General features: G+C 71.6%; 20 protein-coding genes and 3 pseudogenes. 9 read left to right on the top strand and 14 right to left on the bottom strand.

The window, feature by feature from the left end; all coding sequences use genetic code 11:
* Window positions 1-69: 69 nt before the first annotated feature.
* From ftsH to DRB96_RS44755, 4 genes and pseudogenes are all read right to left on the bottom strand, one after another.
* The gene (gene ftsH / locus DRB96_RS21405) at window positions 70-2103 is read right to left on the bottom strand and encodes an ATP-dependent zinc metalloprotease FtsH (RefSeq protein ID WP_112449908.1); all 2034 of its coding nucleotides are present in this window, start codon (window positions 2101-2103) and stop codon (window positions 70-72) included.
* Window positions 2104-2298: 195 nt separating this feature from the next.
* Window positions 2299-2859, bottom strand: a complete 561-nt coding sequence (hpt, locus tag DRB96_RS21400; protein WP_112449907.1) for a hypoxanthine phosphoribosyltransferase — start codon at window positions 2857-2859, stop codon at window positions 2299-2301.
* Between the two features lie 65 nt (window positions 2860-2924).
* A pseudogene (gene tilS / locus DRB96_RS44760) lies at window positions 2925-3869 on the bottom strand (tRNA lysidine(34) synthetase TilS); the annotation flags it as partial.
* Between the two features lie 120 nt (window positions 3870-3989).
* Window positions 3990-4634, bottom strand: a pseudogene (locus tag DRB96_RS44755) (SigE family RNA polymerase sigma factor); the annotation flags it as partial.
* A gap of 208 nt (window positions 4635-4842) precedes the next feature.
* On the opposite strand from DRB96_RS44755, the gene afsQ1 reads away from it, so the two are divergent.
* From afsQ1 to DRB96_RS21380, 3 genes are read left to right on the top strand one after another with little or no spacing between them, the layout of a single operon-like run.
* Window positions 4843-5520, top strand: a complete 678-nt coding sequence (gene afsQ1 / locus DRB96_RS21390; protein ID WP_204358054.1) for a response regulator transcription factor — start codon at window positions 4843-4845, stop codon at window positions 5518-5520.
* Complete coding sequence (locus DRB96_RS21385) at window positions 5517-7001, top strand: HAMP domain-containing sensor histidine kinase (protein ID WP_112449904.1); 1485 nt, start codon at window positions 5517-5519, stop codon at window positions 6999-7001. Before afsQ1 ends, DRB96_RS21385 begins: the two co-directional genes overlap by 4 nt.
* Window positions 6988-7614, top strand: coding sequence for a hypothetical protein (locus tag DRB96_RS21380; protein ID WP_239516107.1), 627 nt, complete (start codon window positions 6988-6990; stop codon window positions 7612-7614). The genes DRB96_RS21385 and DRB96_RS21380 overlap by 14 nt, the downstream gene beginning before the upstream one ends.
* A 39-nt stretch (window positions 7615-7653) precedes the next feature.
* Here the strand turns inward: DRB96_RS21380 and DRB96_RS21375 are convergent, their stop codons facing one another.
* Window positions 7654-8562 carry a LysR family transcriptional regulator gene (locus DRB96_RS21375; RefSeq protein ID WP_112449903.1) on the bottom strand — a complete coding sequence of 303 codons (909 nt, stop codon included), beginning with the start codon at window positions 8560-8562 and terminating at the stop codon, window positions 7654-7656.
* Between the two features lie 127 nt (window positions 8563-8689).
* Between DRB96_RS21375 and DRB96_RS21370 the strand changes: the two genes are divergently transcribed.
* Both DRB96_RS21370 and DRB96_RS21365 read left to right on the top strand, forming a co-directional pair.
* Complete coding sequence (locus DRB96_RS21370; protein WP_239516108.1) at window positions 8690-9469, top strand: SDR family oxidoreductase; 780 nt, start codon at window positions 8690-8692, stop codon at window positions 9467-9469.
* A gap of 42 nt (window positions 9470-9511) precedes the next feature.
* Window positions 9512-9769 (top strand): 4-oxalocrotonate tautomerase family protein, encoded by a 258-nt coding sequence (locus tag DRB96_RS21365; protein WP_112449902.1) that lies wholly within the window; start codon window positions 9512-9514, stop codon window positions 9767-9769.
* Window positions 9770-9930: 161 nt separating this feature from the next.
* Here the strand turns inward: DRB96_RS21365 and DRB96_RS21360 are convergent, their stop codons facing one another.
* The 3 genes from DRB96_RS21360 to DRB96_RS21350 form a co-directional block, all read right to left on the bottom strand.
* On the bottom strand, window positions 9931-11592 hold the full coding sequence (locus tag DRB96_RS21360; protein WP_112453610.1) for a phospho-sugar mutase: 1662 nt from the start codon (window positions 11590-11592) through the stop codon (window positions 9931-9933).
* Window positions 11593-11631: 39 nt separating this feature from the next.
* The gene (locus tag DRB96_RS21355; protein WP_112449901.1) at window positions 11632-12438 is read right to left on the bottom strand and encodes a purine-nucleoside phosphorylase; all 807 of its coding nucleotides are present in this window, start codon (window positions 12436-12438) and stop codon (window positions 11632-11634) included.
* A 170-nt stretch (window positions 12439-12608) separates the two neighbouring features.
* Entirely contained in the window at window positions 12609-13046 is a 438-nt protein-coding gene (locus tag DRB96_RS21350; RefSeq protein WP_112449900.1) for a gamma-glutamylcyclotransferase, read from the bottom strand.
* 320 nt (window positions 13047-13366) lie between these two features.
* Between DRB96_RS21350 and DRB96_RS21345 the strand changes: the two genes are divergently transcribed.
* Both DRB96_RS21345 and DRB96_RS21340 read left to right on the top strand, forming a co-directional pair.
* A complete protein-coding gene (locus tag DRB96_RS21345; RefSeq protein ID WP_112449899.1) occupies window positions 13367-14806 on the top strand; it encodes an NAD(P)H-quinone dehydrogenase in 1440 nt (479 codons plus the stop codon).
* 175 nt (window positions 14807-14981) lie between these two features.
* Window positions 14982-15947: a DeoR/GlpR family DNA-binding transcription regulator gene (locus tag DRB96_RS21340; protein WP_112449898.1), complete on the top strand. Its 966-nt coding sequence runs from the start codon at window positions 14982-14984 to the stop codon at window positions 15945-15947.
* Window positions 15948-16050: 103 nt separating this feature from the next.
* Here DRB96_RS21340 and DRB96_RS21335 read toward each other — a convergent pair whose 3' ends face one another.
* Window positions 16051-17805, bottom strand: a complete 1755-nt coding sequence (locus tag DRB96_RS21335; protein WP_112449897.1) for a biotin carboxylase N-terminal domain-containing protein — start codon at window positions 17803-17805, stop codon at window positions 16051-16053.
* A 467-nt stretch (window positions 17806-18272) separates the two neighbouring features.
* Here DRB96_RS21335 and DRB96_RS21330 point away from each other — a divergent pair, with 467 nt between their 5' ends.
* Window positions 18273-18797, top strand: a complete 525-nt coding sequence (locus tag DRB96_RS21330; RefSeq protein WP_239516109.1) for a hypothetical protein — start codon at window positions 18273-18275, stop codon at window positions 18795-18797.
* Here the strand turns inward: DRB96_RS21330 and DRB96_RS21325 are convergent.
* From DRB96_RS21325 to DRB96_RS21310, 5 genes and pseudogenes are all read right to left on the bottom strand, one after another.
* Complete coding sequence (locus DRB96_RS21325) at window positions 18778-19407, bottom strand: nucleoside triphosphate pyrophosphatase (RefSeq protein WP_112449896.1); 630 nt, start codon at window positions 19405-19407, stop codon at window positions 18778-18780. The genes DRB96_RS21330 and DRB96_RS21325 overlap by 20 nt on opposite strands.
* A gap of 61 nt (window positions 19408-19468) precedes the next feature.
* Entirely contained in the window at window positions 19469-19603 is a 135-nt protein-coding gene (locus DRB96_RS45960; RefSeq protein ID WP_275431985.1) for a hypothetical protein, read from the bottom strand.
* A 95-nt stretch (window positions 19604-19698) separates the two neighbouring features.
* A complete protein-coding gene (locus tag DRB96_RS21320) occupies window positions 19699-19908 on the bottom strand; it encodes an acyl-CoA carboxylase epsilon subunit (RefSeq protein ID WP_112449895.1) in 210 nt (69 codons plus the stop codon).
* 22 nt (window positions 19909-19930) lie between these two features.
* Window positions 19931-21526, bottom strand: coding sequence for an acyl-CoA carboxylase subunit beta (locus tag DRB96_RS21315; protein WP_112449894.1), 1596 nt, complete (start codon window positions 21524-21526; stop codon window positions 19931-19933).
* Between the two features lie 149 nt (window positions 21527-21675).
* A pseudogene (locus DRB96_RS21310) lies at window positions 21676-22906 on the bottom strand (RNA-guided endonuclease TnpB family protein).
* A 117-nt stretch (window positions 22907-23023) separates the two neighbouring features.
* Between DRB96_RS21310 and DRB96_RS21305 the strand changes: the two are divergent.
* Window positions 23024-23881 carry a biotin--[acetyl-CoA-carboxylase] ligase gene (locus tag DRB96_RS21305; protein ID WP_112449893.1) on the top strand — a complete coding sequence of 286 codons (858 nt, stop codon included), beginning with the start codon at window positions 23024-23026 and terminating at the stop codon, window positions 23879-23881.
* The last annotated feature ends 86 nt before the right edge of the window (window positions 23882-23967 follow it).

Here is a 23967-nt window from a genome sequence, read left to right as displayed (position 1 = left end):
AAAGTGCCGCGCCCCCCAGGCTAGAACCTGGGGGGCGCGGCATCCATTCCGGGCAGGGATCGTCCCCGACTACTCGGAGCGCTCCTCCGGGGAGGGCTCCGGGGACTTCTCCACGGTCACGGCGGGCGAGGCCGAGGCCGCCGACGTGCCGTTCGCCGCGTTCGTCAGCTGGAGCTCCTTGGGAGAGAGCACCGGCGGACGGGTCGACGGCGTGCGGTGCGAGGAGCCGGTCCACGCCGGGCGGGCCGGGCGCTTCACGATCGTCGAGAAGACCTCGGCGATCTGCTCCTTGTTGAGCGTCTCCTTCTCCAGCAGTGCGAGAACGAGGTTGTCGAGCACGTCGCGGTTCTCGACCAGGATTTCCCAGGCCTCGTTGTGCGCGGTCTCGATGAGCTTCTTGACCTCTTCGTCGACCAGCGCCGCGACCTCTTCCGAGTAGTCCCGCGGGTGCGACATCTCGCGGCCCAGGAACGGCTCGGTGTTGTCCCCGCCGAACTTGATCGCGCCGAGGCGCTCGGTCATGCCGTACTGCGTGACCATCGCGCGGGCCGTTGCCGTGGCCTTCTCGATGTCGTTCGCGGCACCCGTGGTCGGGTCGTGGAAGACCAGTTCCTCGGCCGCGCGCCCGCCCAGCATGTACGCCAGCTGGTCGAGCATCTCGTTGCGCGTGGTCGAGTACTTGTCCTCTTCGGGCAGGACCATGGTGTAACCCAGGGCCCGGCCGCGGGACAGGATCGTGATCTTGTGGACCGGGTCGGAGTTCGGGGAAGCCGCCGCGACCAGGGCGTGTCCGCCCTCGTGGTACGCGGTGATCTTCTTTTCCCGGTCCGACATGATCCGGGTCCGCTTCTGCGGACCCGCCACGACGCGGTCGATCGCCTCGTCCAGCGCGTGGTTGTCGATCAGCTTCAGGTCCGAGCGGGCCGTGAGCAGCGCGGCCTCGTTCAGGACGTTGGCGAGATCGGCACCGGTGAAGCCGGGCGTACGCCGGGCAACCGCACCCAGGTCGACGTCCGGAGTGACCGGCTTACCCTTCCCGTGAACCTTGAGGATCTCCAGACGGCCCTGCATGTCCGGACGGTCGACCGCGATCTGGCGGTCGAAGCGGCCGGGGCGCAGGAGCGCCGGGTCGAGGATGTCCGGACGGTTCGTGGCGGCGATCAGGATGACGCCGCCCTTCACGTCGAAGCCGTCCATCTCGACCAGCAGCTGGTTGAGGGTCTGCTCGCGCTCGTCGTGGCCGCCGCCGAGGCCCGCACCGCGGTGCCGGCCGACGGCGTCGATCTCGTCGACGAAGACGATCGCCGGAGCGTTGGCCTTGGCCTGTTCGAACAGGTCGCGGACACGCGAGGCACCGACACCGACGAACATCTCGACGAAGTCGGAACCGGAGATCGAGTAGAAGGGGACACCGGCTTCGCCCGCGACGGCACGCGCGAGCAGGGTCTTGCCGGTGCCGGGCGGGCCGTAGAGCAGCACACCCTTGGGGATCTTGGCGCCGACGGCCTGGAACTTCGCCGGCTCCTGGAGGAACTCCTTGATCTCGTGGAGCTCCTCGACGGCCTCGTCCGCGCCCGCGACATCCGCGAACGTCGTCTTCGGGGTGTCCTTGGTGATGAGCTTGGCCTTGGACTTCCCGAACTGCATGACCCGGGAGCCGCCGCCCTGCATCTGATTCATCAGGAACAGGAAGACGACGACGATGAGGACGAAGGGCAGCAGCGAGAGCAGCACGCTGAGGAACGGGCTGGTCTTGTCCGGCGCGACGGAGTACCCGTCGGGGATCTGACCGGCTTCGTACTTGGTCTGGAGGTTCTGGGCGAGCTGGACGCCCTGGTCCCCGATGTAGTTGGCCTGGAACTTGGACCCGGAGTTGTCTCCGAGCTTCTGGTCCTTCTTGAGGTCGATCTTGACCATCTGGCTGTCACCGGTGGTCAGGCGCGCCTGCTGCACCTGGCCGCTGTTGATCGCCTTGATGACCTCGCTCGTGTCCACCGACTTGTAGCCGCCGCCGGATCCGACGACATTCATCAACACGACCACGGCGAGGACGGCCAGCACGATCCACATGACCGGCCCACGGAAGTATCGCTTCACGTCCATCCATACGGGGCGCCAGGCACCCCGTCCCTCCTGCCCGTAGGTAAATGCTGCTGTGAGTAAAGACTGTTCTTCGGAATGTACCCCTGTATTGTCACCCGCTGCCCCATGGGACGGCTGACAGACCCGCCTTTCCATGCTCCAACGGCGGGAATCGCTCCAGGGTTCCCCTGTCCGGACACTTGGTCCGGTTCGGGGTCAGCCGCCGTAGACGTGCGGCGCGAGCGTGCCGACGAACGGCAGGTTGCGGTACTTCTCCGCGTAGTCCAGGCCGTAGCCCACGACGAACTCGTTCGGGATGTCGAAGCCGACCCACTTCACGTCGATCGCGACCTTCGCGGCGTCGGGCTTGCGCAGCAGCGTGACGACCTCGAGGGACGTCGGCTGGCGGGAGCCCAGGTTCGACAGCAGCCAGGAGAGCGTCAGGCCCGAGTCGATGATGTCCTCGACGATCAGGACGTGCTTGTCCTTGATGTCGGTGTCCAGGTCCTTGAGGATCCGCACCACGCCCGAGGACTGGGTCCCGGCGCCGTACGAGGACACCGCCATCCAGTCCATGGTGAGCGGGGTGGACAAGGCGCGCGCCAGGTCCGCCATCACCATCACCGCGCCCTTGAGGACGCCGACGATGAGCAGGTCCTTGCCCGCGTACTCCGCGTCGATCTTCGCGGCCAGCTCGGCCAGCTTCGCGTCGATCTCTTCCTTGGTGATGAGCACCGACTGGAGGTCGCTGCCCATGTCCTTCTCGTCCACCCGCATCACTTTCGTTGTCGGCTGGGGCTCCGGGGGTGACCCCGGAGGTCTCAGCCGTGTTTCAGCACCAATCAGCCCTGCCGGATGACCAGTCTGCCACCCTGCCGCTGGGCCTCGACCCGGCCGGGCAGGTTGATGGCGCCCTGACCGCGCCATCCGGTGATGAGCCGGTCGACTTCCTCGATGTGGCGGGCGAAGAGGGAGCCGGCGGGCGAGCCTGCCGCGACCACGGCCCGGCGCAGCACGCGGCGGCGGACCGCGGGGGGCAGCGCGTACAGCTTGGCGCACTCCAGGCGGCCGTCCTCGTCCCGTACGCCGCTCTCCGCCTCGGCGGCCCAGGCGTCCAGGGCGTCGGCGTCGTCGCGGGACAGCTGGGCGGTGCGGGCGAGCGCCTCCACGACCCCCTTGCCGAGCGCCTTCTCCAGGGCGGGCAGTCCCTCGTGGCGCAGCCGGGAGCGGGTGTAGGCGGGGTCGATGTTGTGCGGGTCGTCCCAGACGGCGAGGGACTGGACCATGCAGGCCTTGCGGGCGGTCTGCCGGTCGACCTGCAGGAAGGGCCGCCGGTAGCGGTGGCTGCGGCCGCGACCGCGGGTTCCGGGGTCTCCCGGCCCGCCCGACACCTCGGCCATGCCGGACAGCGAGCGGATGCCGGAGCCGCGGGCGAGGCCCAGCAGGACGGTTTCGGCTTGGTCGTCGCGGGTGTGGCCGAGCAGCACGGCCACGGCGCCCAGCCGGTCGGCGGCCTCGTCCAGGGCCGCGTAGCGGGCGTCGCGGGCGGCGGCCTCGGGTCCGCCGTCCCGGCCGACGCGCACGGCGACGGACTCCACGGGGGCGAGGTCCAGCGCGGTCATGCGGGAGACGACCTCGGCGGCGCGCAGGTCCGATCCGGCCTGGAGCCCGTGGTCGACGGTGATGCCGCCGGCCCGGATTCCGAGTTTGGGGGCCTCGAAGGCGAGGGCGGAGGCGAGCGCCATGGAGTCGGCGCCGCCGGAGCAGGCGACGAGGACGAGCGGGGCGCCGTCGGGGAGGACGTGGCGGGGGGGCGGATGCGCGAGGACGAGGCGCTGAGCTTCGGCCGCGACGAGGTCCTCGAAGGACTCCGCCTCGTCGCGGCCGAAGCTCAGCGCCTCGTCCTCGCGCATCCGCCGCAGCGAGCGCCAGATGCTCGACTTCACCGTGCCGACGCTGATGCCCAGGATCTCCGCGATCTCCGGGTCCGTGCGGCCCTCGTAGTAGCGCAGCACCAGCATCGTGCGCTGCGGCTCCGGGATGCGGGTGAGCGCCTGCCACAGCACCGCGCGCAGCTCCGTACCGCCCATCGCGTCGGTGTCCGAGGCCGTCTCCGGGAGCTCTTCAGTCGGGTACTCGTTCAGCTTGCGCCGGCGCCAGGCGCTGATGTGCAGGTTCGTCATCGTGCGCCGCAGGTAGCCGCCGACGGCCGCCTTGTCGCTGATGCGGTCCCAGGCGCGGTACGTGGAGAACAGCGCGGTCTGCAGCAGGTCCTCGGCCTCGTAGCGGTCGCCCGTCAGGTGGAAGGCGGTCGCGTAGAGGGCGGACCGGCGCTCCTGGACGTACGCCGTGAACTCGGCCTCGGAGTCGCAGGACGGGTTCGCCGTGCGCTGCGTGGGAACGGAGGGGCGCTCGTAGGTCTTCGCGTCGATGGCCACCACGTGCGCCGGCCGCCGGGAAGGGGCCGTCGCCGTACGGACGGCCGTCCGGCGGTTCACATCGTGCAGCCGCGTGACAACCGCGCTGGTCGTGGTGCTGTGCAGCGTGCTCATCTCGCGCCCCCCGTCGTGGAGTCTGTCTCTTCGTTGCTAGAAGACTGCCCGCCCGACATAACCGAGGTGTCCTTCGACTGTCACAGGCCTGTCACAGGGTCCCGCCGGGTCCCGGCCGGCCCGCCGCCGGCACCCTCCCGGACCCCCGCCCGGGATTGGGGACGCAGGGCGGTCGAAGTCCGGAGGGGCGATGGGACAGAATGAGCCCGTGCCCTTCCTGTTGCTCATCGAGGACGACGACGCCATCCGCACGGCCCTCGAACTCTCCCTGTCACGCCAGGGCCACCGTGTGGCCACCGCGGCGACGGGCGAGGACGGCCTGAAACTGCTCCGCGAGCAGCGGCCGGACCTCATCGTGCTGGACGTGATGCTGCCCGGCATCGACGGCTTCGAGGTGTGCCGGCGCATCCGCCGCACCGACCAGCTGCCGATCATCCTGCTGACGGCCCGCAACGACGACATCGACGTGGTGGTCGGCCTGGAGTCCGGAGCCGACGACTACGTCGTCAAGCCCGTCCAGGGGCGGGTGCTCGACGCCCGCATCCGGGCCGTGCTGCGCCGCGGAGAGCGCGAGTCCACCGACTCGGCCGTCTTCGGCTCGCTGGTCATCGACCGGTCCGCCATGACGGTGACGAAGAACGGCGAGGACCTCCAGCTCACCCCGACCGAGCTGCGGCTGCTCCTGGAGCTCAGCCGCCGGCCCGGCCAGGCGCTCTCCCGCCAGCAGTTGCTGAGGCTCGTCTGGGAGCACGACTACCTCGGCGACTCGCGCCTCGTGGACGCCTGCGTCCAGCGGCTGCGCGCCAAGGTCGAGGAAGTGCCCTCGTCCCCCACCTTGATCCGCACGGTCCGGGGCGTCGGCTACCGACTGGACTCCCCTCAGTGATCAAAGCCCTGTTCGCGGGCCGGCGCTGGACCAGCCTGCGGCTTCGGCTCCTCGTCGTGTTCGCGCTGGTCGCCCTGACGGCCGCGGTCTCCGCGTCCGGGATCGCGTACTGGCTCAACCGCGAGGCGGTTTTGACCCGTACCCAGGACGCCGCCCTCGGGGACTTCCGGCAGGAGATGCAGAACCGGGCCGCTTCGCTGCCGGCCGACCCGACGCAGGACGAGCTGCAGCACACCGCCGAGATGATGGCGGGCAGCAGCCCGGGCTACAGCGTCCTGCTGGTCGAGGAGCTGGGGGACGGCCGCAAGGTGTCCGGCGCGGCCGGTCCCGACGCCTTCTCGCTGGCCGACGTGCCCAAGGCGCTGCAGCACGCGGTCGACGACCGGCAGAAGACCACCTCGGCCAACGACGCCGAGTACCACATGTACTGGCAGCGGACGAAGCCGCACGGCAACCCGTACCTGGTCGGCGGCACCCGGATCGTGGGCGGCGGGCCGACGGGCTACATGTACAAGTCCCTCGCCCAGGAGCGCGACGACCTCAACGCCCTGGCCTGGTCGCTGACCATCGCCACCGGGCTCGCGCTGCTCGGCTCCGCGCTCCTGGCGCAGGCGGCGGCCCGTACGGTGCTCAAGCCCGTGCAGCGGCTCGGCGACGCGGCGCGGCGGCTCGGCGAGGGGGAGCTGGACCACCGGCTCGAGGTGTCGGGAACGGACGAACTCGCCGATCTGGCGCACACCTTCAACAAGACGGCCGAGGCGCTGGAGAAGAAGGTCGCCGACATGAGCGCGCGGGAGGAGTCCAGCCGGCGGTTCGTCGCGGACATGTCCCACGAACTGCGCACGCCGCTGACGGCGTTGACGGCGGTCGCCGAGGTGCTGGAGGAAGAGGTCGACGACCTCGATCCGATGATCGCACCGGCGGTGGCGCTGGTCGTGAGCGAGACCAGGCGGCTGAACAACCTGGTGGAGAACCTGATGGAGGTCACCCGCTTCGACGCGGGAACGGCGCGCCTGGTGCTCGACGACGTGGACGTCGCCGACCAGGTCACGGCGTGCATCGACGCGCGCGCCTGGCTCGACGCGGTCGAACTCGACGCGGAGCGCGGGATCGTGGCGCGGCTCGACCCCCGGCGCCTCGACGTGATCCTGGCCAACCTGATCGGCAACGCGCTCAAGCACGGCGGGTCGCCGGTGCGGGTCTCCATCACGGTGGAGGGGGAGTGGCTGGTCATGGCGGTACGGGACAACGGGCCGGGCATCCCCGAGGAGGTGCTGCCGCACGTCTTCGACCGGTTCTACAAGGCGAGCGCCTCGCGGCCGAAGTCGGACGGCAGCGGTCTGGGCCTGTCCATCGCGATGGAGAACGCGCACATCCACGGTGGCGACATCACCGCGGAGAACGGGGCGGAGGGCGGCGCGCTGTTCACGCTGCGGCTGCCCGTGGACGTGGGGAAGGTGATCGCCGGTGACGAGGCGTAGCGCGGCCGCGCTGGCGGCCCTGGGCCTGTTCGCGCTGGGAGCCCTGCCGGGGTGCGGGATCCGGGCGACCACCGTTCCGGTGGACGTGGGCGCGGCCCCCTCGCGGGTGTCGTGCAAGACCCCGGCGGCCACGCCGGCCGGGACGAGCGGGGTGCAGGGCATCCGGGCCACGGTGGAACTGGTCTGCGGGGCCCAGCTCGTCGGGGTCGAGCGGCTGGTCCCGGTCCCGGAGAAGAGGCCGTCCCGGGACGCGATGGTGCTGGTCGGCCAGGCCCTGCTGGAGGCGCTGCAGCGGGAGCCCTCGGCGGAGGAGCGGGAAGCTGGCTTCTCGACCGAGGTGCCGGCCGGGCTGCTGGCGGTGGCGCCGAGGGCGGGCGACCCGGCGGGCACGGTGCGGCTCAGCCGCAAGCCCGAGGACCTGCCGCCGGTGGCGCTGTCGCAGATCGTGTGCACGTTCTCTTCGAGCGACGCCGTGTCCGCGGGGCCGGGACCGGTGGTGCTGGGCGGGCCCGACTCGGATCCGCCGAGGGCGTGGGAGTGCAGTGACGCCGTCCGCTCGCGGCCCGAGGCGGTCCCGACGCTGGGCGACGTGGTCCTCCCGAAGCCTTCCTGAGGCGCCGCCGGCGGACGGCGGGGCCCCGTCCGGCCGGCTTCAGGGGAGGCGCGGGCCCGTGAGGCAGGCCGTCAGTTCCTCCACGAAGGCGGCCTGGTGGGGCGGGAGGGGGCCGGGGCGCGTGGCGCAGAACCAGGTGCGGGTCAAGGGCCGGGCCCCGATGCGGACCAGGGCGAGGCCGTGCGAGGACGCGTACGGCGCGGCCACCCAGTTCGGCAGGATCGCCACGCCCTGCCCGCCCGCGGCCATCTCGATGACCAGGTCGGTCACCAGGGGCATCGTGGTGATGCGGGCCGGCCGGGCGCCCGGCGGGATCGGCAGCGGTTCCGAGGGGATGCGGCTCTGGTCGTAGACGTCGTAGAGGACCAGGTCCACGCCCGTGAAGTCGCGGGCCGTCACGTGCGTGCGGGACGCCCAGTGGTGTCCGGCGGGCACCACGGCCACCATCTCGTCCTCGAACAGCGGGCGCAGGCTCACCCGGTCCATCTGCGTGTCCGGCTTGGTGACCAGGGCGACGTCGACGAGGTCGGCGAGGAGGGCCGGGATCGGCGCGTCGTCGGGGACCGTGACGATCCGCACCTCGGTGTCCGGCTCCCGCTCGCGGAACGCGCGCAGCACGGGGGGCAGCCACGGGAAGGTGGTGCTGCACTGCGCGGCGAAGCGCACCCGGCGGTCCCTGCCGTCACGGATGTCCCGCAGGTCGCGGGTGGCCGACTCCAGTTCGCCGAGGACGTGGCGCGCGGCGACGAGCATCCTGCGGCCGGCCGGGTTCGGGACCAGGCGGCGGCCCGCGCGCTCGAAGAGCCGCATGCCCAGCCGGTCCTCCAGCCGGGTCAGGCGCTGGCTGAGGGCGGGCTGGCTCACGAAGAGCCGCGAGGCGGCGGCGGTCAGCGAGCCGCTCTCGGCCATCGCCTCCAGGAGCTGCAGGTCGCGCAGGTCGACATCCATAACCGTGGATTATCACATGCTTCAAAATCGGTCGTGGTGTGATGAGTTGAACGGTCATACGTTTCTGGTGTCAGCGAGAAGCGCCGATCGGTGAACCAACCGGTCGGATACGAAAGGCACCCGAACCATGTCCGACGCCATGACCGACGCCATGACCGACAGCGCCGCCGCCCACGGCACCCGTACCGCCCTCGTCACGGGCTCCTCCAGCGGCATCGGGCTGGACATCGCCCGCGCCTTCCTGGACCGGGGCGCCAACGTCGTCCTCAACGGTCGCGACGCCGGCCGCCTCGCCAAGGCCGCGGCCGTCCTCGGCCGCCCGGAGCGCACCGCCTGGGTCGCCGGGGACATCGCCGACCCGGGCACCGGCGAGGCCCTCGTCCGGACCGCCCTCGACCGCTTCGGGAGCGTCGACGTCCTCGTGAACAACGCCGGGACCTTCGAGTCCAAGCCCTTCACCGAGGTCACCGAGGAGGAGCTGGACGGCTTCCTGACCCACAACCTCAAGGGCACCTACCTCACCACCCAGGCCTTCGTACGGGCGGTGCGCGCGCAGGGGCGCGGCGCCGGAGTCGTCAACATCGGCACCGTCCTGGTGGACCACGGCCTGGCCGGCTTCCCGGCCTCGGCGCCGGTGGCGAGCAAGGCCGGCGTGCACGGGCTGACGGTCAGCCTGGCGGCCGAGCTCGCGGCCGACGGCATCCGGGTCAACCTCGTGGCGCCCGGCATCGTCCGCACGCCGCTGCACGAGGGCTCCGACGTGGACGCGTACGGGGGCCTCGCGCTGCTGAACCGGGTCGGCGAGGTCGCGGAGATCTCGCAGGCGGTCCTCTACCTCGCGGACGCGGAGTTCGTCACGGGCCACGTCCTGCGCGTGGACGGCGGCCATGTCACCGGCCGCTCCTGAACGCCCCGCCCCCGCTCCCCGCATCCCGAGAGGACCCGCACCGTGCCGTACGTCAATGTGAAGATCACCCGCGAGGGTGCCACCGCCGCCCAGAAGGCGGAGATCATCGCCGGGGTCACCGGCCTGCTGGTCGACGTCCTCGACAAGGACCCCGCCACCACCTTCGTCGTCATCGAGGAGGTCGACCTGGAGAGCTGGGGCGTCGGCGGCCTGCCGACCGCGGAGTACCGCCGCCGCGCCCAGACCCGGGCCGCGCGGCCGGCGGCCCCGGCGCCGCCGTTCAACCCGTACGCCGGCTGACCGCCCCGGCAACGCCGAACGGCCCCGGACCAATGGGTCCGGGGCCGGTCGGGACTCGGGGGCCGACGTCGTGCCGACGGGTCGCCGGACGGAGTCCGGCGCAGCGCCGCGAAGCCGGAGAGGCCCGCCAGGGCCGAGCCGTGCGAGCGGCACGGGGAAAGTCAGATGCCGGCCGCCGCCGCGAGGTCCTTCTTGATCGCGTCGAGCACTTCCCGGCCGCGCGCGCGGGCCGGTTCGAGGTCCGAGGCCTCCGCCACCGGGACCACGACCTCCAGGTAGCACTTCAGCTTCGGCTCCGTGCCCGACGGACGCACGATCACCCGGGCCTTGTAGTCGCCCTCCAGGTAGTAGCGCAGCCCGTCCGTGGGCGGGAGCGTCGCCGTGCCCTGGTTCAGGTCCTCCGCCGAGGCGACCCGCAGGCCCGCCAGCGAGACCGGGGGCTCCGCGCGCAGCGCCGCCATCGCCGAGGCGATGACCGACAGGTCCTCCACGCGGACCGACAGCTGGTCGGTGGCGTGCAGCCCGTGGGCCATCGCCAGGTCGTCCAGCAGGTCGGTCAGGGTCCGGCCCTGCTCCTTGAGCTCCGAGGCCAGTTCGGCGACGAGCAGGGCGGCGGTGACGCCGTCCTTGTCGCGGACGCCCTCGGGGTCCACGCAGTAGCCGAGCGCCTCCTCGTACCCGTAGCGCAGGCCCTCGACGCGGGAGATCCACTTGAAGCCCGTGAGGGTCTCCTCGTAGCCCAGGCCCGCCGCCTCCGCGATCCGCCCGAGGAGGGAGGAGGAGACGATCGACTCGGCGAAGACGCCCGTGGCGCCCTTGTGCACCAGGTGGGCGGCGAGCAGCGCGCCGACCTCGTCGCCGCGCAGCATCCGCCAGCCGGTGGCGGACGCGGCGTCCGGGACGGCCACCGCGCAGCGGTCGGCGTCCGGGTCGTTGGCGATGACGATGTCCGGGTTCGCCCGGGCGGCCGTCGCGAAGGCCAGGTCCATCGCGCCGGGCTCTTCCGGGTTCGGGAAGGCCACGGTCGGGAAGGCCGGGTCCGGCTCCGCCTGCTCGGCCACGAGGACCGGGGCCGGGAAGCCCGCGCGGGCGAAGGCGGCCAGGACGACGTCCTTGCCGACGCCGTGCATGGCCGTGTAGACGGTCCGCACGCCCCGGGCGGACCCGGGGGTCAGGACGGCGTCCGTGCGCTCCAGGTAGGCCTCCAGGACCTCGTCGCCGAGGTCCTGCCAGCCGCTGTCCGCGCGCGGTACGTCGGCCAGCGCGGCGATCGCGTCGATCTGCGCGGCGATCTCGGCGTCGGCCGGGGAGACGATCTGCGAGCCGTCGCCGAGGTAGACCTTGTAGCCGTTGTCCCGGGGCGGGTTGTGGCTCGCGGTCACCTCGACGCCGGCGACGGCGCCCAGGTGCCTTATGGCGTAGGCGAGGACGGGCGTCGGCAGCGGGCGGGGCAGGACGGCCGCGCGCAGCCCGGCGCCGATCATCACGGCGGCGGTGTCGCGGGCGAAGTCGGCCGACTTGTAGCGGGCGTCGTAGCCGACGACGACCAGGCCGCCGGCGTGCCCCTGGGCCTTGAGGTAGGCCGCGAGGCCCGCCGCGGCCCGGATGACCACGTTCCGGTTCATCCGCATCGGGCCCGCGCCCAGCTCGCCGCGGAGCCCGGCGGTGCCGAACTGGAGCATGCCGGAGAAGCGGTCCGCGAGCTCGGCCGCCACCCCGGCGTCCGCCGACGTCTCGATGAGCTTCGCGAGCTCGTCCGCCGTCTCCGGGTCCGGGTCCTCGGCCAGCCAGGCCTGGGCCCGTGCGATCAGATCGTCCTGCACGTCCTGCACTACCTCTCGTCGGTCGGTCGGGTCGCTCGGTCAGATCCGGGCGAGGACCTGGGTCAGCAGCTTGCCCATGCGCGCGGCCGAGTCGCGGCCGGCCTGCAGCACCTCTTCGTGGTTCAGCGGCTCGCCGGAGATGCCCGCCGCCAGGTTGGTGACCAGCGAGATGCCGAGCACCTCGGCGCCGGCCTCACGGGCGGCGATGGCCTCCAGCACGGTGGACATGCCGACCAGGTCGGCGCCCATGACGCGGATCATGTTGATCTCGGCCGGGGTCTCGTAGTGCGGGCCGGGGAACTGCACGTAGACGCCCTCTTCGAGGGTCTCGTCGATCTCCTTGCACATCGCGCGCAGGCGCGGCGAGTACAGGTCGGTGAGGTCCACGAAGTTCGCGCCGACGATCGGCGAGGTGGCCGTCAGGTTGAGGTGGTCGCTGATCAGCACGGGCTGACCGGGCTTCATGCCCTCGCGCAGACCGCCGCAGCCGTTGGTCAGGACGACGGTCTTGCAGCCGGCGGCGACGGCGGTGCGCACGCCGTGGGCGACGGCGGCGACGCCGCGGCCCTCGTAGTAGTGGGTCCGGCCGAGGAAGAGCAGCGCGCGCCTGTCGCCGATCTTGTACGAGCGGATCTTGCCGCCGTGGCCCTCGACGGCGGGGGGCGGGAAGCCGGGCAGGTCGGTGACCGGGAACTCGGCCTCGGGCGCACCGAGCGCCTCTGCGGCGGGGGCCCAGCCGGAGCCCATCACGAGGGCGACATCGTGGGTCTCGGCGCCGGTCAGCTCGCGGAGTCGGGCGGCTGCGGCGTCGGCGGCGGCGAAGGGGTCGGTAACAGATGCGTTCACGCGGAAGAGCGTAGCCCCTCTTCGCCTACGCGCGTAGATGGCGCAGCTCACGGTGTTCGGATCGTTGCCTTGTCGTTTCCGACGAATTGTCCCCGTCGGGGTGGGCGGTGCGGCGCCGTTGCCGGGGCTCCGCCCCGGACCCCGCGCCTCAAACGCCGGCGGGGCTGGATTCAGCAGGGGCGCTTGCGCAGTTCCATCACGTAGTCGTGGGGGGCGCCCGCGGACTCGGCCGCGTCGGCGAGCTCTCCCAGGTAGCGGGCCGAGGGCAGGCCGCCCTCGTAGCCGTTCAGGACGTACACCCAGGCGGCCTCCTCGCCGTCCAGCGTGTGCACGCGCACCCGCATCCGGCGGTAGATGTCGAGCCCGACGCCCTCCCACCGGTCCATGGAGTCCTCGTCCAGCGGGGCGACGTCGTACAGCGCGACGAAGACCTGGTGGCGGGGTGCTTCGACGATCGTCGCCAGCGCGCCCTCCCAGCCCATCTGCTCGCCACCGAAGGTCAGCCGCCAGTCGTTGATCCAGCCCGTGCCGCGCAGCGGCGAATGCGGAGCGCGGCGCGTCATCAGCCGCGGGTCGAGGTTGCCGGCGTACGCGGCGTAGAGCGACATGGGGTCGAGGGTACGGGAGGGGCGGCCTCCGTCGCGTGCCCGGCCGGACGGGGCCCCGGCCCCCGGGCGGACGGGCGCCGGCCCCCGGGGCGGCGCGGCGGGCCCGGCGCCCGGGCACCGGCGGACCCCGTCGCGTACGGGCAGGGCCCTGGCCTGGCCTTGGGCGGGCCGGGGCCGCGCCCGCCGCCCGTACGGCGGGCTGGGGGTGAAGCACCTTGATGCGTGCGGGACAATGGGGCACGGAATGCATCCCCCGGGGAGACCCCCGGAAGCCCCGGCCGGGGCGGCAGCCGGCCGGGTAGACGTGAGGCGGAGTTTTCGTGACCCGGATCGTGATCATCGGCGGCGGACCAGGCGGGTATGAGGCGGCCCTCGTGGGGGCCCAGCTCGGCGCGGAGGTGACCGTCGTGGACTGCGACGGTCTGGGCGGGGCGTCGGTGCTCACCGACTGCGTGCCCTCCAAGACCCTCATCGCGACCGCCGAGGTCATGACGACCTTCGACTCGTCGTACGAGGAGCTCGGGATCGTCGTCGCGGACGACACCCCGCACATCGAGCAGGCCGCGCGTGTCGTCGGCGTGGACCTCGGCAAGGTGAACCGGCGCGTCAAGCGCCTCGCGCTCGCCCAGTCGCACGACATCACCGCCTCCGTCACCCGGGCCGGCGCCCGCGTCGTACGGGGCCGCGGCAAGCTCGGCGGCCCGCAGGGCATCGACGGCACGCGGGACGTCATCGTCACCGCCGCCGACGGCAGCGAGACGATCCTGACCGCCGACGCCGTGCTCATCGCGACCGGCGGGCACCCCCGCGAGATCCCCGACGCCATGCCCGACGGCGAGCGGATCTTGAACTGGACCCAGGTCTACGACCTCGATGAGCTCCCCGAGGAGCTCATCGTGGTCGGCTCCGGCGTGACCGGCGCCGAGTTCGCCGGCGCCTACCAGGCACTCGGCTCCCGGGTGACCCTCGTGTCCTCCCGCGACCGCGTGCTGCCCGGCGAGGACCCGGACGCCGCCGCCGTGCTGGAGGACGTCTTCCGCCGCCGCGGCATGAACGTCATCGGCCGCTCCCGCGCCGAGTCCGCCAAGCGCGTGGGCGACCGGGTCGAGGTCACCCTCTCCGACGGCCGGGTCATCACGGGCACGCACTGCCTGATGGCGGTCGGCGCGGTGCCCAACACCACCGGCATGAACCTGGAGGAGTCCGGGGTCAAGCTCAAGGAGTCCGGGCACATCTGGACCGACAAGGTCTCCCGGACCTCCTCGCCCGGCGTGTACGCGGCCGGCGACGTGACCGGGATCTTCGCGCTGGCGTCCGTGGCCGCCATGCAGGGGCGCATCGCGATGTACCACTTCCTCGGCGACGCGGTGGCCCCGCTGAACCTGAAGACGGTCTCCTCCAACGTCTTCACCGACCCCGAGATCGCCACCGTCGGCTACACCCAGGCCGACGTGGACTCCGGCAAGATCGACGCCCGGGTCGTGAAGCTCCCGCTGCTGCGCAACCCGCGCGCCAAGATGCAGGGCATCCGGGACGGCTTCGTGAAGATGTTCTGCCGCCCCGGCACCGGGATCGTCGTCGGTGGCGTGGTCGTCTCGCCGCGCGCGAGCGAACTCATCCACCCGATCTCGATCGCCGTCGACAACAACCTGACGGTCGAGCAGATCGCAAACGCGTTCACCGTGTACCCCTCCTTGTCGGGTTCGATCGCGGAGGCCGCCCGCCAGCTGCACACCCGCAAGTCCGGCGACGAGGCGTAAACACCGATAACGACCCTTGTGCGCAAGGGTTTTGGAGCAGACGGTCGGCCCGTCGCGGAGCAAGTGCGCGACGGGCCGACCGCGTATACCACTAGTCGGCTCACGGTATGGACAACTTCGGAATTCCGGCGCAAGGAGCTGAAAGCAGACGGTCGTTGGGGTTACTGTCAGTTTCGTGTTCGCTGCAGAACGTCGCCAATTGATCCTCGAAATGGTGCGGGCCAACGGAGCGGTATCGCTCCGGGAGCTCGCCCGCGTCGTCCAGACCTCCGAAGTGACCGTACGGCGGGACGTGCGGGCACTGGAGGCAGAAGGACTCCTCGACCGCCGGCACGGCGGTGCGGTATTGCCGGGCGGTTTCACGCGGGAATCCGGCTTTCCGCAAAAGTCCCATCTCGCGACGGCGGAGAAGACCGCCATTGCCGATGTCGCGGCCGGTCTCGTCGAAGAGGGCGAGGCCATCGTCGTCGGCGCGGGCACCACGACCCAGGAGCTGGCCCGCCGGCTCGCCCGGGTGCCCGGACTCACCGTGGTCACCAACTCGCTGCTCGTCGCACAGGCCCTGGCCCATGCGAACCGGGTGGAGGTGGTGATGACCGGCGGAACCCTGCGCGGGTCCAACTACGCGCTGGTCGGAAGCGGTGCCGAGCAGTCCCTCCAGGGCCTGCGGGTCTCGCGGGCCTTCCTGTCCGGCAGCGGGCTGACCGCCGAGCGCGGGCTGTCCACGTCCAACATGCTCTCCGCGAGCGTGGACCGGGCGCTGGTGCAGGCCGCCGCGGAGGTGGTGGTCCTCGCCGACCACACGAAGCTCGGGACGGACACCATGTTCCAGACCGTGCCGACGGACGTGATCACGCGGCTGGTGACGGACGAGCCGCCACCGCACGACGACCGGGCCGGTACGGAGTTGCAGGCGCTGGCGGACCAGGGCGTGCAGATCACGGTGGCCGGCGGAGCGAGTGCCTCCGGCGGTGGATCCGGCGAGGGGATGGCCGGGCGGCGGCCGCGCCGGGAATCGCCGCTGCCGGTGCAGCGGCGTGGCGGGCCGACCGCGCAGCTGCGTAGCGCGGGGTCGTTGCACGAGCAGCAGGTGGCTGCGGCGGGCGAGCGGGCCCGGGTCGCGGACATGCGGCGTCGCTAGTGCTGTGACGCGGCGCGGGTGCGCGCGGGGCCGTTGCTGAAAAAACGCCGGCGGGGCTGGATGTGTCCAGCCCCGCCGGCGTTTTCGTGCTGAGGGCGGGACGTCAGTCCTTGATCTCGCAGATGGTCGCGCCGGAGGTGAGCGATGCGCCGACCTCCGCCGAGAGCCCCACGATCGTGCCCGAGCGGTGGGCGTTCAGCGGCTGTTCCATCTTCATCGCCTCGAGGACGACGATCAGGTCGCCCTCGTTGACCTGCTGGCCCTCCTCGACCGCGACCTTGACGATCGTGCCCTGCATGGGCGAGGCCAGGGTGTCGCCGGAGGCGGCCGGGCCGGACTTCTTCGCCGCGCGGCGCTTCGGCTTCGCGCCGCCGGCCGCCGCGGTGCGGGCCAGGGTCATGCCCAGCGAGGACGGGAGGGAGACCTCCAGCCGCTTGCCGCCGACCTCGACGACCACGGTCTCGCGGCCCGGCTCGTCCTCGGTGTCGTCCGCGGCGGGCACCACGAACGCCGGGATCTCGTTGACGAACTCGGTCTCGATCCAGCGGGTGTGGATCGTGAACGGGTTCGAGGTGAAGGCCGGGTCGGCGACGACCGCGCGGTGGAACGGGATGGCCGTGGCCATGCCCTCCACCTCGAACTCGGCCAGCGCGCGCGCCGCCCGCTGCAGGGCCTGCTCGCGGGTGGCGCCCGTGACGATGAGCTTGGCGAGCAGGGAGTCCCACGCGGGGCCGATGACCGAGCCGGTCTCGACGCCCGCGTCCAGGCGGACGCCCGGGCCCGACGGGCCGTTGAACTTGGTGACGGTGCCCGGCGCCGGCAGGAAGCCGCGGCCCGGGTCCTCGCCGTTGATGCGGAACTCGAAGGAGTGGCCGCGCAGGACCGGGTCCCCGTAGCCGAGCTCCTCGCCGTCGGCGATGCGGAACATCTCGCGCACCAGGTCGATGCCGGCGACCTCTTCGGACACCGGGTGCTCGACCTGCAGGCGGGTGTTGACCTCGAGGAAGGAGATGAGGCCGTCGGCGGAGACGAGGAACTCGACGGTTCCCGCGCCGACGTAGCCGGCCTCCTTCAGGATCGCCTTCGAGGCCGCGTAGAGCTCCGCGTTCTGAGCCTCGCTCAGGAACGGCGCGGGAGCCTCCTCCACCAGCTTCTGGTGGCGGCGCTGCAGCGAGCAGTCACGGGTGGAGACGACGACCACGTTGCCGTGGGAGTCGGCCAGGCACTGGGTCTCCACGTGCCGCGGCTTGTCGAGGTACTGCTCGACGAAGCACTCGCCGCGGCCGAAGGCGGCGACGGCCTCGCGCACGGCGGAGTCGTAGAGCTCCGGGATCTCTTCGAGGTTGCGGGCGACCTTCAGGCCGCGACCGCCGCCGCCGAAGGCGGCCTTGATCGCGATCGGCAGGCCGTGCTCCTTGGCGAAGGCGACGACCTCGTCCGAACCGGAGACCGGATCGGGCGTGCCGGCCACGAGCGGCGCACCGGCGCGCAGCGCGATGTGGCGGGCGGCGACCTTGTCACCGAGGTCGCGGATGGCCTGCGGCGGCGGGCCGATCCAGGTCAGGCCCGCGTCGAGGACGGCCTGCGCGAAGTCGGCGTTCTCGGAGAGGAAGCCGTATCCGGGATGGATGGCGTCCGCACCGGAATCGGCTGCGGCCTGCAGGATCTTGGACATGTCCAAGTAGCTGGCGGCCGGGGTGTCACCGCCCAACGCGAAAGCTTCGTCGGCCGCGCGGACGTGCAGAGCGTCCCGGTCCGGATCGGCGTAGACGGCTACGCTCCCGATTCCGGCATCCCGGCAGGCCCGAGCAACGCGGACTGCGATTTCGCCACGGTTGGCGATGAGCACCTTGCGCACGATGGCTCCCTCCTTGAAACAAGCTGAGTTTAGGGACAGCCCACACGGCCTTTCGACCCTTCCCCAGAGGTGACCTTGCCCACACACAGTGTGATTCGAGTCTGACTGGAGTCGAAAAACCCCATGCGGCGCCCCACGTCAGGGGGATCCCCGACTGCACAGTAACCCTGCCGCGCGTCCCTGGTCTCTGTCCGCCAGGTCAGCGGGCCCGGGTGATTCTTTGTCGAGTCCCTACGAACGGCCCATTCAATCTTTGCGTGGCCGCCGTGCGGATACCGGGGAGACGCCGGGCCGACGCCGCGCCGACGCCGGGCGGCCACCGGGTGGGAGCCCCACCGTAACGAAGCGGTCCCGGCCCCTTGTCGGCAGGATTACCCGTTAGTAGCCTCCAGGCGTCGAACAGGCATGTGCCTGTGGGGGATGGGGGCGTCGTGGCTGGTGTGGGTGGCGTGGTGCTGCGGAGATCCGTGGCCGGAGCGACCGCGGTCGTACTCGTCGTGGAGGGGGCGGTGCTCGCCTTCGTCCACCTCGTCCTCGGCCGGACCACCGCGAACCAGTCGATGTCCATCGCGGGCATGGATCCGGACGTCATGTCCAAGGCCACCTACGCGATGGGCGCCGGCATGGGCGGCTTCCTGCTGCTCTGCGCCGTCTTCCTGGTCGTCGCGGCGGTCCGCGACCGGGCCCCCGGAGCCTTCGCCCGCATGCTCCTGATCACCGCCGCCATCACCCACGGGGTGCTCGGCGCGCTCGTGGTCGGCCTGGTGGGCTGGGCCGCGTTCGGGGTGATGATGGCGATCCTGTGCCTGCTGGTGGCCAGCCTGATGCTCTACGCGGCCAAGGAAGCGGGCTCGGACGGTGCCGCGGGCACGGACGGTGCCGCGGACGCGGGAGGTCCGGGCGCCGCGGGCGGCGGCCCCGATGTCCAGGACACGCCGCCGGGCCACCCGCTGCTCGGGGACTTCGGGGACTTCAAGCCCACAAGTCGGTGATCGAGAAACCCAGTTCCGCGAGCAGGGAGCGCAGCAGCGGCAGGGAGATCCCGATCACGTTGCCGTGATCCCCGTCGATGCCCTCGATGAACGGCGCCGACAGCCCGTCCAGGGTGAACGCCCCCGCCACGTGCAGCGGCTCGCCGCTCGCCACGTACGCCGCCACCTCCGCGTCCGTGGGCTCGCCGAAGCGGACCGTGGTCGACGCCGTGGCCGAGACCTGGCGGCCGGTCGCCGTGTCGATCACGCAGTGCCCGGTGCGCAGCACCCCGGCGCGCCCGCGCATCGACTTCCAGCGGGCCGTGGCCTCCTCGGCGTCCGCCGGCTTGCCCAGTGCCTCGCCGTCCAGCTCCAGCACGGAGTCGCAGCCGATCACCAGGGCGCCCGCGGCCTCGTCCAGGGCCGCCACGACGGCCGCTTTCGCCTCGGCCAGCGCGAGCGCCAGCTCGGCCGGCTCGTCGTGGTTCAGGGTGTCCTCGTCGAAGCCGCTGACGATCACGTGCGGGGCGAGCCCGGCCTGCCTCAGCAGGTTCAGCCGGGCGGGCGAGGCGGAGGCGAGGACGAGCGCGTGGCGGGCCTCGGGGCGGTGTTCGGCAGTCATGCCCGCCATCGTAGGGCGGCCCCGGGCCGCGGGTGGCGGACGGTTCGCGGGACGGTTCGCGGGGCGGCCCTCAGAACCCGCCCACGCCCAGTACGTACACGACGACGACCATCGCGATGACGACGATCACCGTCATCCGCCGGACCATCGCCTGGGCCTCGCGCATGTCCTTCGGCGGCTCGTCTTTCGGGTCTGACCAGAGCATGCCCCGATCCTGGCCCCGGGAACGCCCGTGGCGCCTGAGTACGGGTACTCAGGCGCCACGGTCCGTTCACGCCATCTTCGCCTGGGGCGGCCTGCCTAGGCAGGCCAGTGGGTGCGCCCCCACGCGGCCGGACCGGGCCGCGGCAGCGTCCGCCGGGCCACCCGGCCGGGCGCCGCCCACGCGTCCGCCACCCGCTCCGCGCCCGGCGCCGCCGTTGCCAGCGCCGCCGCGCGCGCTTGGACCACCGCCAGTGCGGCGGCCAGCTCCTCGGGGGTCGGATTCCCCTTGACGACCTTGATCACCACTGCGCGCTCCTCGTGCTGCCGGCTAGAGGGGGATGTTGCCGTGCTTCTTCGGGGGCAGGGACTCCCGCTTGGTGCGCAGCTGCCGCAGCCCCTTCACCACGTGCGCCCGGGTCTCGGACGGCATCGTCACGGCGTCGACGTAACCGCGCTCGGCGGCCGTGTACGGGTTCAGCAGCGCGTCCTCGTACTCGGTGATGAGCCGTGCGCGGGTCTCCTCGGCGTTGCCCGCCTCCTCCGCTTCGGCGATGGCCCGCCGGTGCAGGATGTTGACCGCGCCCTGCGCGCCCATGACGGCGATCTGCGCCGTCGGCCACGCGAGGTTCAGGTCGGCTCCGAGGTGCTTGGAGCCCATCACATCGTAGGCACCGCCGAAGGCCTTGCGCGTGATGACGGTGATGAGGGGGACGGTCGCCTCGGCGTACGCGTAGATCAGCTTCGCGCCGCGCCGGATGATTCCGTTGTACTCCTGGTCCGTGCCCGGCAGGAAGCCCGGCACGTCGACGAACGTCAGCACCGGGATGTTGAAGGCGTCGCAGGTCCGCACGAAGCGGGCGGCCTTCTCGGAGGCGTCGATGTCCAGGCAGCCGGCGAACTGCATCGGCTGGTTGGCGACGACCCCGACCGGGTGGCCCTCGACGCGGCCGAAGCCGGTGAGGATGTTCGGCGCGAACAGCGACTGCGTCTCCAGGAACTCCGCGTCGTCGAGGACGTGCTCGATCACCTTGTGCATGTCGTACGGCTGGTTCGCGCTGTCCGGGATCAGCACGTCGAGCTCGCGGTCGGTGTCGGAGACCTCGGTGTCGGCCTCCTCGGGGAAGGCCGGGGGCTCGGAGAGGTTGTTCGACGGGAGGTAGGACAGCAGCGACTTCACGTACTCGATGGCGTCCTTCTCGTCACCCGCCATGTGGTGGGCGACGCCGGACGTGCTGTTGTGCGTCCGCGCCCCGCCGAGCTCCTCGAAGCCGACGTCCTCGCCGGTGACGGTCTTGATGACGTCCGGGCCGGTGATGAACATGTGCGAGGTCTGGTCGACCATGACCGTGAAGTCGGTGATCGCGGGGGAGTACACGGCTCCGCCGGCACAGGGCCCGACGACCAGGCTGATCTGCGGGATCACGCCGGAGGCGTGGACGTTGCGGCGGAAGATCTCGCCGTACATGCCGAGCGCGCTGACGCCCTCCTGGATGCGGGCGCCGCCGGAGTCGTTGATGCCGACCAGCGGGCAGCCGGTCTTCAGCGCGAAGTCCATCACCTTCATGATCTTCTGGCCGTAGACCTCGCCGAGGGCTCCGCCGAAGACGGTGAAGTCCTGCGAGAACAGGGCGACGGGCCGCCCGTCGACGGTGCCGTAGCCGGTGACGACGCCGTCCCCGTACGGGCGGGTCTTCTCGAGCCCGAAGTTCGTCGACCGGTGCCGGGCGAACTCGTCGAGCTCGACGAAGGACCCCTCGTCCAGCAGGAGCGCCACCCGCTCACGCGCCGTCAGCTTGCCCTTGGCGTGCTGCTTCTCCACCGCCCGCCCGGACCCGGCATGGGTGGCTTCCTCGACGCGGCGCTGCAGATCCGCGATCTTCCCCGCGGTGGTGTGCATGTCGATCGGCTCTGACGGTTGTGGCATCGGGGTCGCGGCTCCCTGCGTGGTGTCAACGGCCTGCTCAATTACATGACTACTACTAGCTACTGGTGCGTAGCGTATCGGCGGGCATGGCGCTCGGCAGTGCGGCGTTTGACACACCTAATCTGGCTTGCTTGGCCTCACGGTCCCCCTTAGGGGATCGCGTCCCGTCCTCGTGGGCGGGCTTCCTGCTTCACCGCGGACCGCCCGCCGGGAGGGTCCCCGGGAAGGTCTTCCGTCCGCTCCACAGGCAGACACCGCCAACCCGGCGGCCAAGAGATTGACGGCGGCGTTGCCGTCCCGGTCATGAACGGCCCCGCAGCCCTCACAGGTCCACGCACGGACGTTCAGCGGCATCGCGGCGGCGAGGGCACCACAGGCCGAGCACAGCTTCGAGCTGGGGAACCACCGGTCCACGACGATCAGTGTGCGTCCGTACCAGGCCGCCTTGTACTCCAGCATCCTGCGAAGCTCACGCCAGGCCGCGTCCGAAATGGCGCGGGCGAGCCTGTGGTTCTTGAGCATGTTGCGGACACCGAGGTCCTCGATCACGAGCGTTTGGTTTTCGCGCACGAGTCGAGTCGTCAGTTTGTGCAGGTGGTCGCGTCTGCGGTCGGCGATCCGGCGTGGATCCTGGCGACGCGGATCCGGGCCTCGTCCCGGTTGGCGCTGCCTTTCTCCTTCCGGGACAGGGATCGCTGCGCACGGGCGAGGCGGTCCCTGTCCGCACGCTCGGACCGGGGGCCGGGGATCTTCTCGCCCGTCGACAGCGTCACGAGTGCGGCGATTCCGAGATCGATTCCCACGGCTCGTGTCGTGGGGGGAGGCGGTGACGGGGTGTCCTCGCAGAGGAGCGACACGAACCAGCGGCCGTCGGGGTCTCGGGACACTGTGACCGTGGTCGGCTCGGTGTCCTGCGGCAGAGGGCGTGAACCAGACGACGTCGAGCGGACCGGGCACCTTGGCGAGGGTGAGTCGGCCGTCGCGGTACCGGAACGCGGAGCGCGTGTATTCGGCCGAGGCGCGTGATCTCCGCTTGGACTTGAACCGCGGATATCGCGCCCGCTTCGCCCAGAATCCGGCGAAGGCGCTCTGGAGGTGCCGCAGGGCCTGTTGGAGGGGAACGCAGGACACCTCGGCCAGATAGGAGAGCTCAGGCATTCGCTTCCACGTCGTGAGCAGCGCGGAGGTCTGTGAGTAGCTCATCGGACGACTGCGGGTCCACGCGTCGGCGCGGGCCGCGAGTGCCAGGTTGTACACCTTTCGCACGCACCCGAACGTCCGTGACAGCTCTCTGGCCTGCGCGTCGGTAGGGTGAACGCGGAACTTGAATGCCCGTTTCACCGGAGAACTCCCCACGGCCTGAAAGCTAGGGACGGTCATGATCCGAACGCAAGCCCGGGTCAAAGCGTCACACGGCGAGACGCCGGAGCGGCGGGTCTCCGGCCCGATGATGCGCTTCCTCCCCGGTCTGAAGGCCGGGGCTTTCACGCAAGGGGAATGCTGATGCCGTCAGATGCTTCCGCGGGCCGCTGGTCGAGCCTGGACCGGCCGCCCTTGAATGTCGCCGCGCTCCAGCGGGCCCTCGTGACCGGGGAGGGGCTGTGGACCTCGCTGGAGGTGGTCGGGTCCACCGGGTCCACCAATAGCGATCTGGCCGCCCGGGCCGGGAAGCTGCCCGAGGGGGCCGTCCTGGTCGCCGAGGAGCAGACCGCCGGGCGCGGGAGGCTGGACCGGAGCTGGGTCGCGCCCGCGCGCTCGGGACTGTTCTTCTCCGTGCTGCTCAAGCCCGGGCCGCAGGTGCCGCAGGAGCGGTGGGGGTGGCTGACCCTGCTGGCCGGGGTGGCCGTCGCGACCGGGCTGTCGCGGGCCGCCGGGGTGGACACCGCCCTCAAGTGGCCCAACGACCTGCTGGTCACCGTGGACGGGGAGGAGCGCAAGACCGGCGGGATCCTCGCCGAGCGCGTCGGGGACGGGGTCGTCGTCGGGATCGGGCTCAACGTCACCCTGACCGATGAGGAGCTGCCGGTGGACACCGCCGGCTCGCTGATGCTGGCCAAGGCCTCCGTCACCGACCGGGACCCGCTGCTCAAGGCCGTCCTGCGGTCGCTGGAGCAGTGGTACGGGGACTGGCGCGCGGCCGGCGGCGACCCGGCGGCCAGCCGTCTGCAGGAGACGTACGCCGCGGGCTGCGCGACCCTCGGCCGGCACGTGCGCGCCGAGCTGCCCGGCGGGCGCACCCTCACCGGTACGGCCGAAGCGGTGGACACCGACGGGCGGCTCGTCGTACGGACGGCGCAAGGGGAGCACGAGGCCGTGGGGGCAGGGGACGTGGTGCACCTGCGGTCGGTCCGGTAGCCCGCCGGGCGGCCGGTCCCGGGTGACGGAGCGGGGGAGTGAGCTACGGCACACCTGCCGTATGGTTTAGGCGATCCCGGTCCTCA

The organism is Streptomyces sp. ICC1 (assembly GCF_003287935.1).
Classification (GTDB): Bacteria; Actinomycetota; Actinomycetes; order Streptomycetales; family Streptomycetaceae; genus Streptomyces; species Streptomyces tritrimontium.
The sequence above is the reverse complement of the archived record's forward strand: the minus strand, read 5'-3'. Positions and strand labels throughout refer to the sequence as shown.

Coding starts and splice junctions, on each gene's coding strand:
- DRB96_RS45960 (WP_275431985.1), bottom strand. CDS start 19,603: ATGCTCTGGTCAGACCCGAAAGACGAGCCGCCGAAGGACATGCGCGAG.
- DRB96_RS21370 (WP_239516108.1), top strand. CDS start 8,690: ATGTCCGACGCCATGACCGACGCCATGACCGACAGCGCCGCCGCCCAC.
- ftsH (WP_112449908.1), bottom strand. CDS start 2,103: ATGGACGTGAAGCGATACTTCCGTGGGCCGGTCATGTGGATCGTGCTG.
- DRB96_RS21375 (WP_112449903.1), bottom strand. CDS start 8,562: ATGGATGTCGACCTGCGCGACCTGCAGCTCCTGGAGGCGATGGCCGAG.
- DRB96_RS21350 (WP_112449900.1), bottom strand. CDS start 13,046: ATGTCGCTCTACGCCGCGTACGCCGGCAACCTCGACCCGCGGCTGATG.
- hpt (WP_112449907.1), bottom strand. CDS start 2,859: ATGCGGGTGGACGAGAAGGACATGGGCAGCGACCTCCAGTCGGTGCTC.
- DRB96_RS21305 (WP_112449893.1), top strand. CDS start 23,024: ATGCTGATGCCGTCAGATGCTTCCGCGGGCCGCTGGTCGAGCCTGGAC.
- DRB96_RS21325 (WP_112449896.1), bottom strand. CDS start 19,407: ATGGCGGGCATGACTGCCGAACACCGCCCCGAGGCCCGCCACGCGCTC.
- DRB96_RS21315 (WP_112449894.1), bottom strand. CDS start 21,526: ATGCCACAACCGTCAGAGCCGATCGACATGCACACCACCGCGGGGAAG.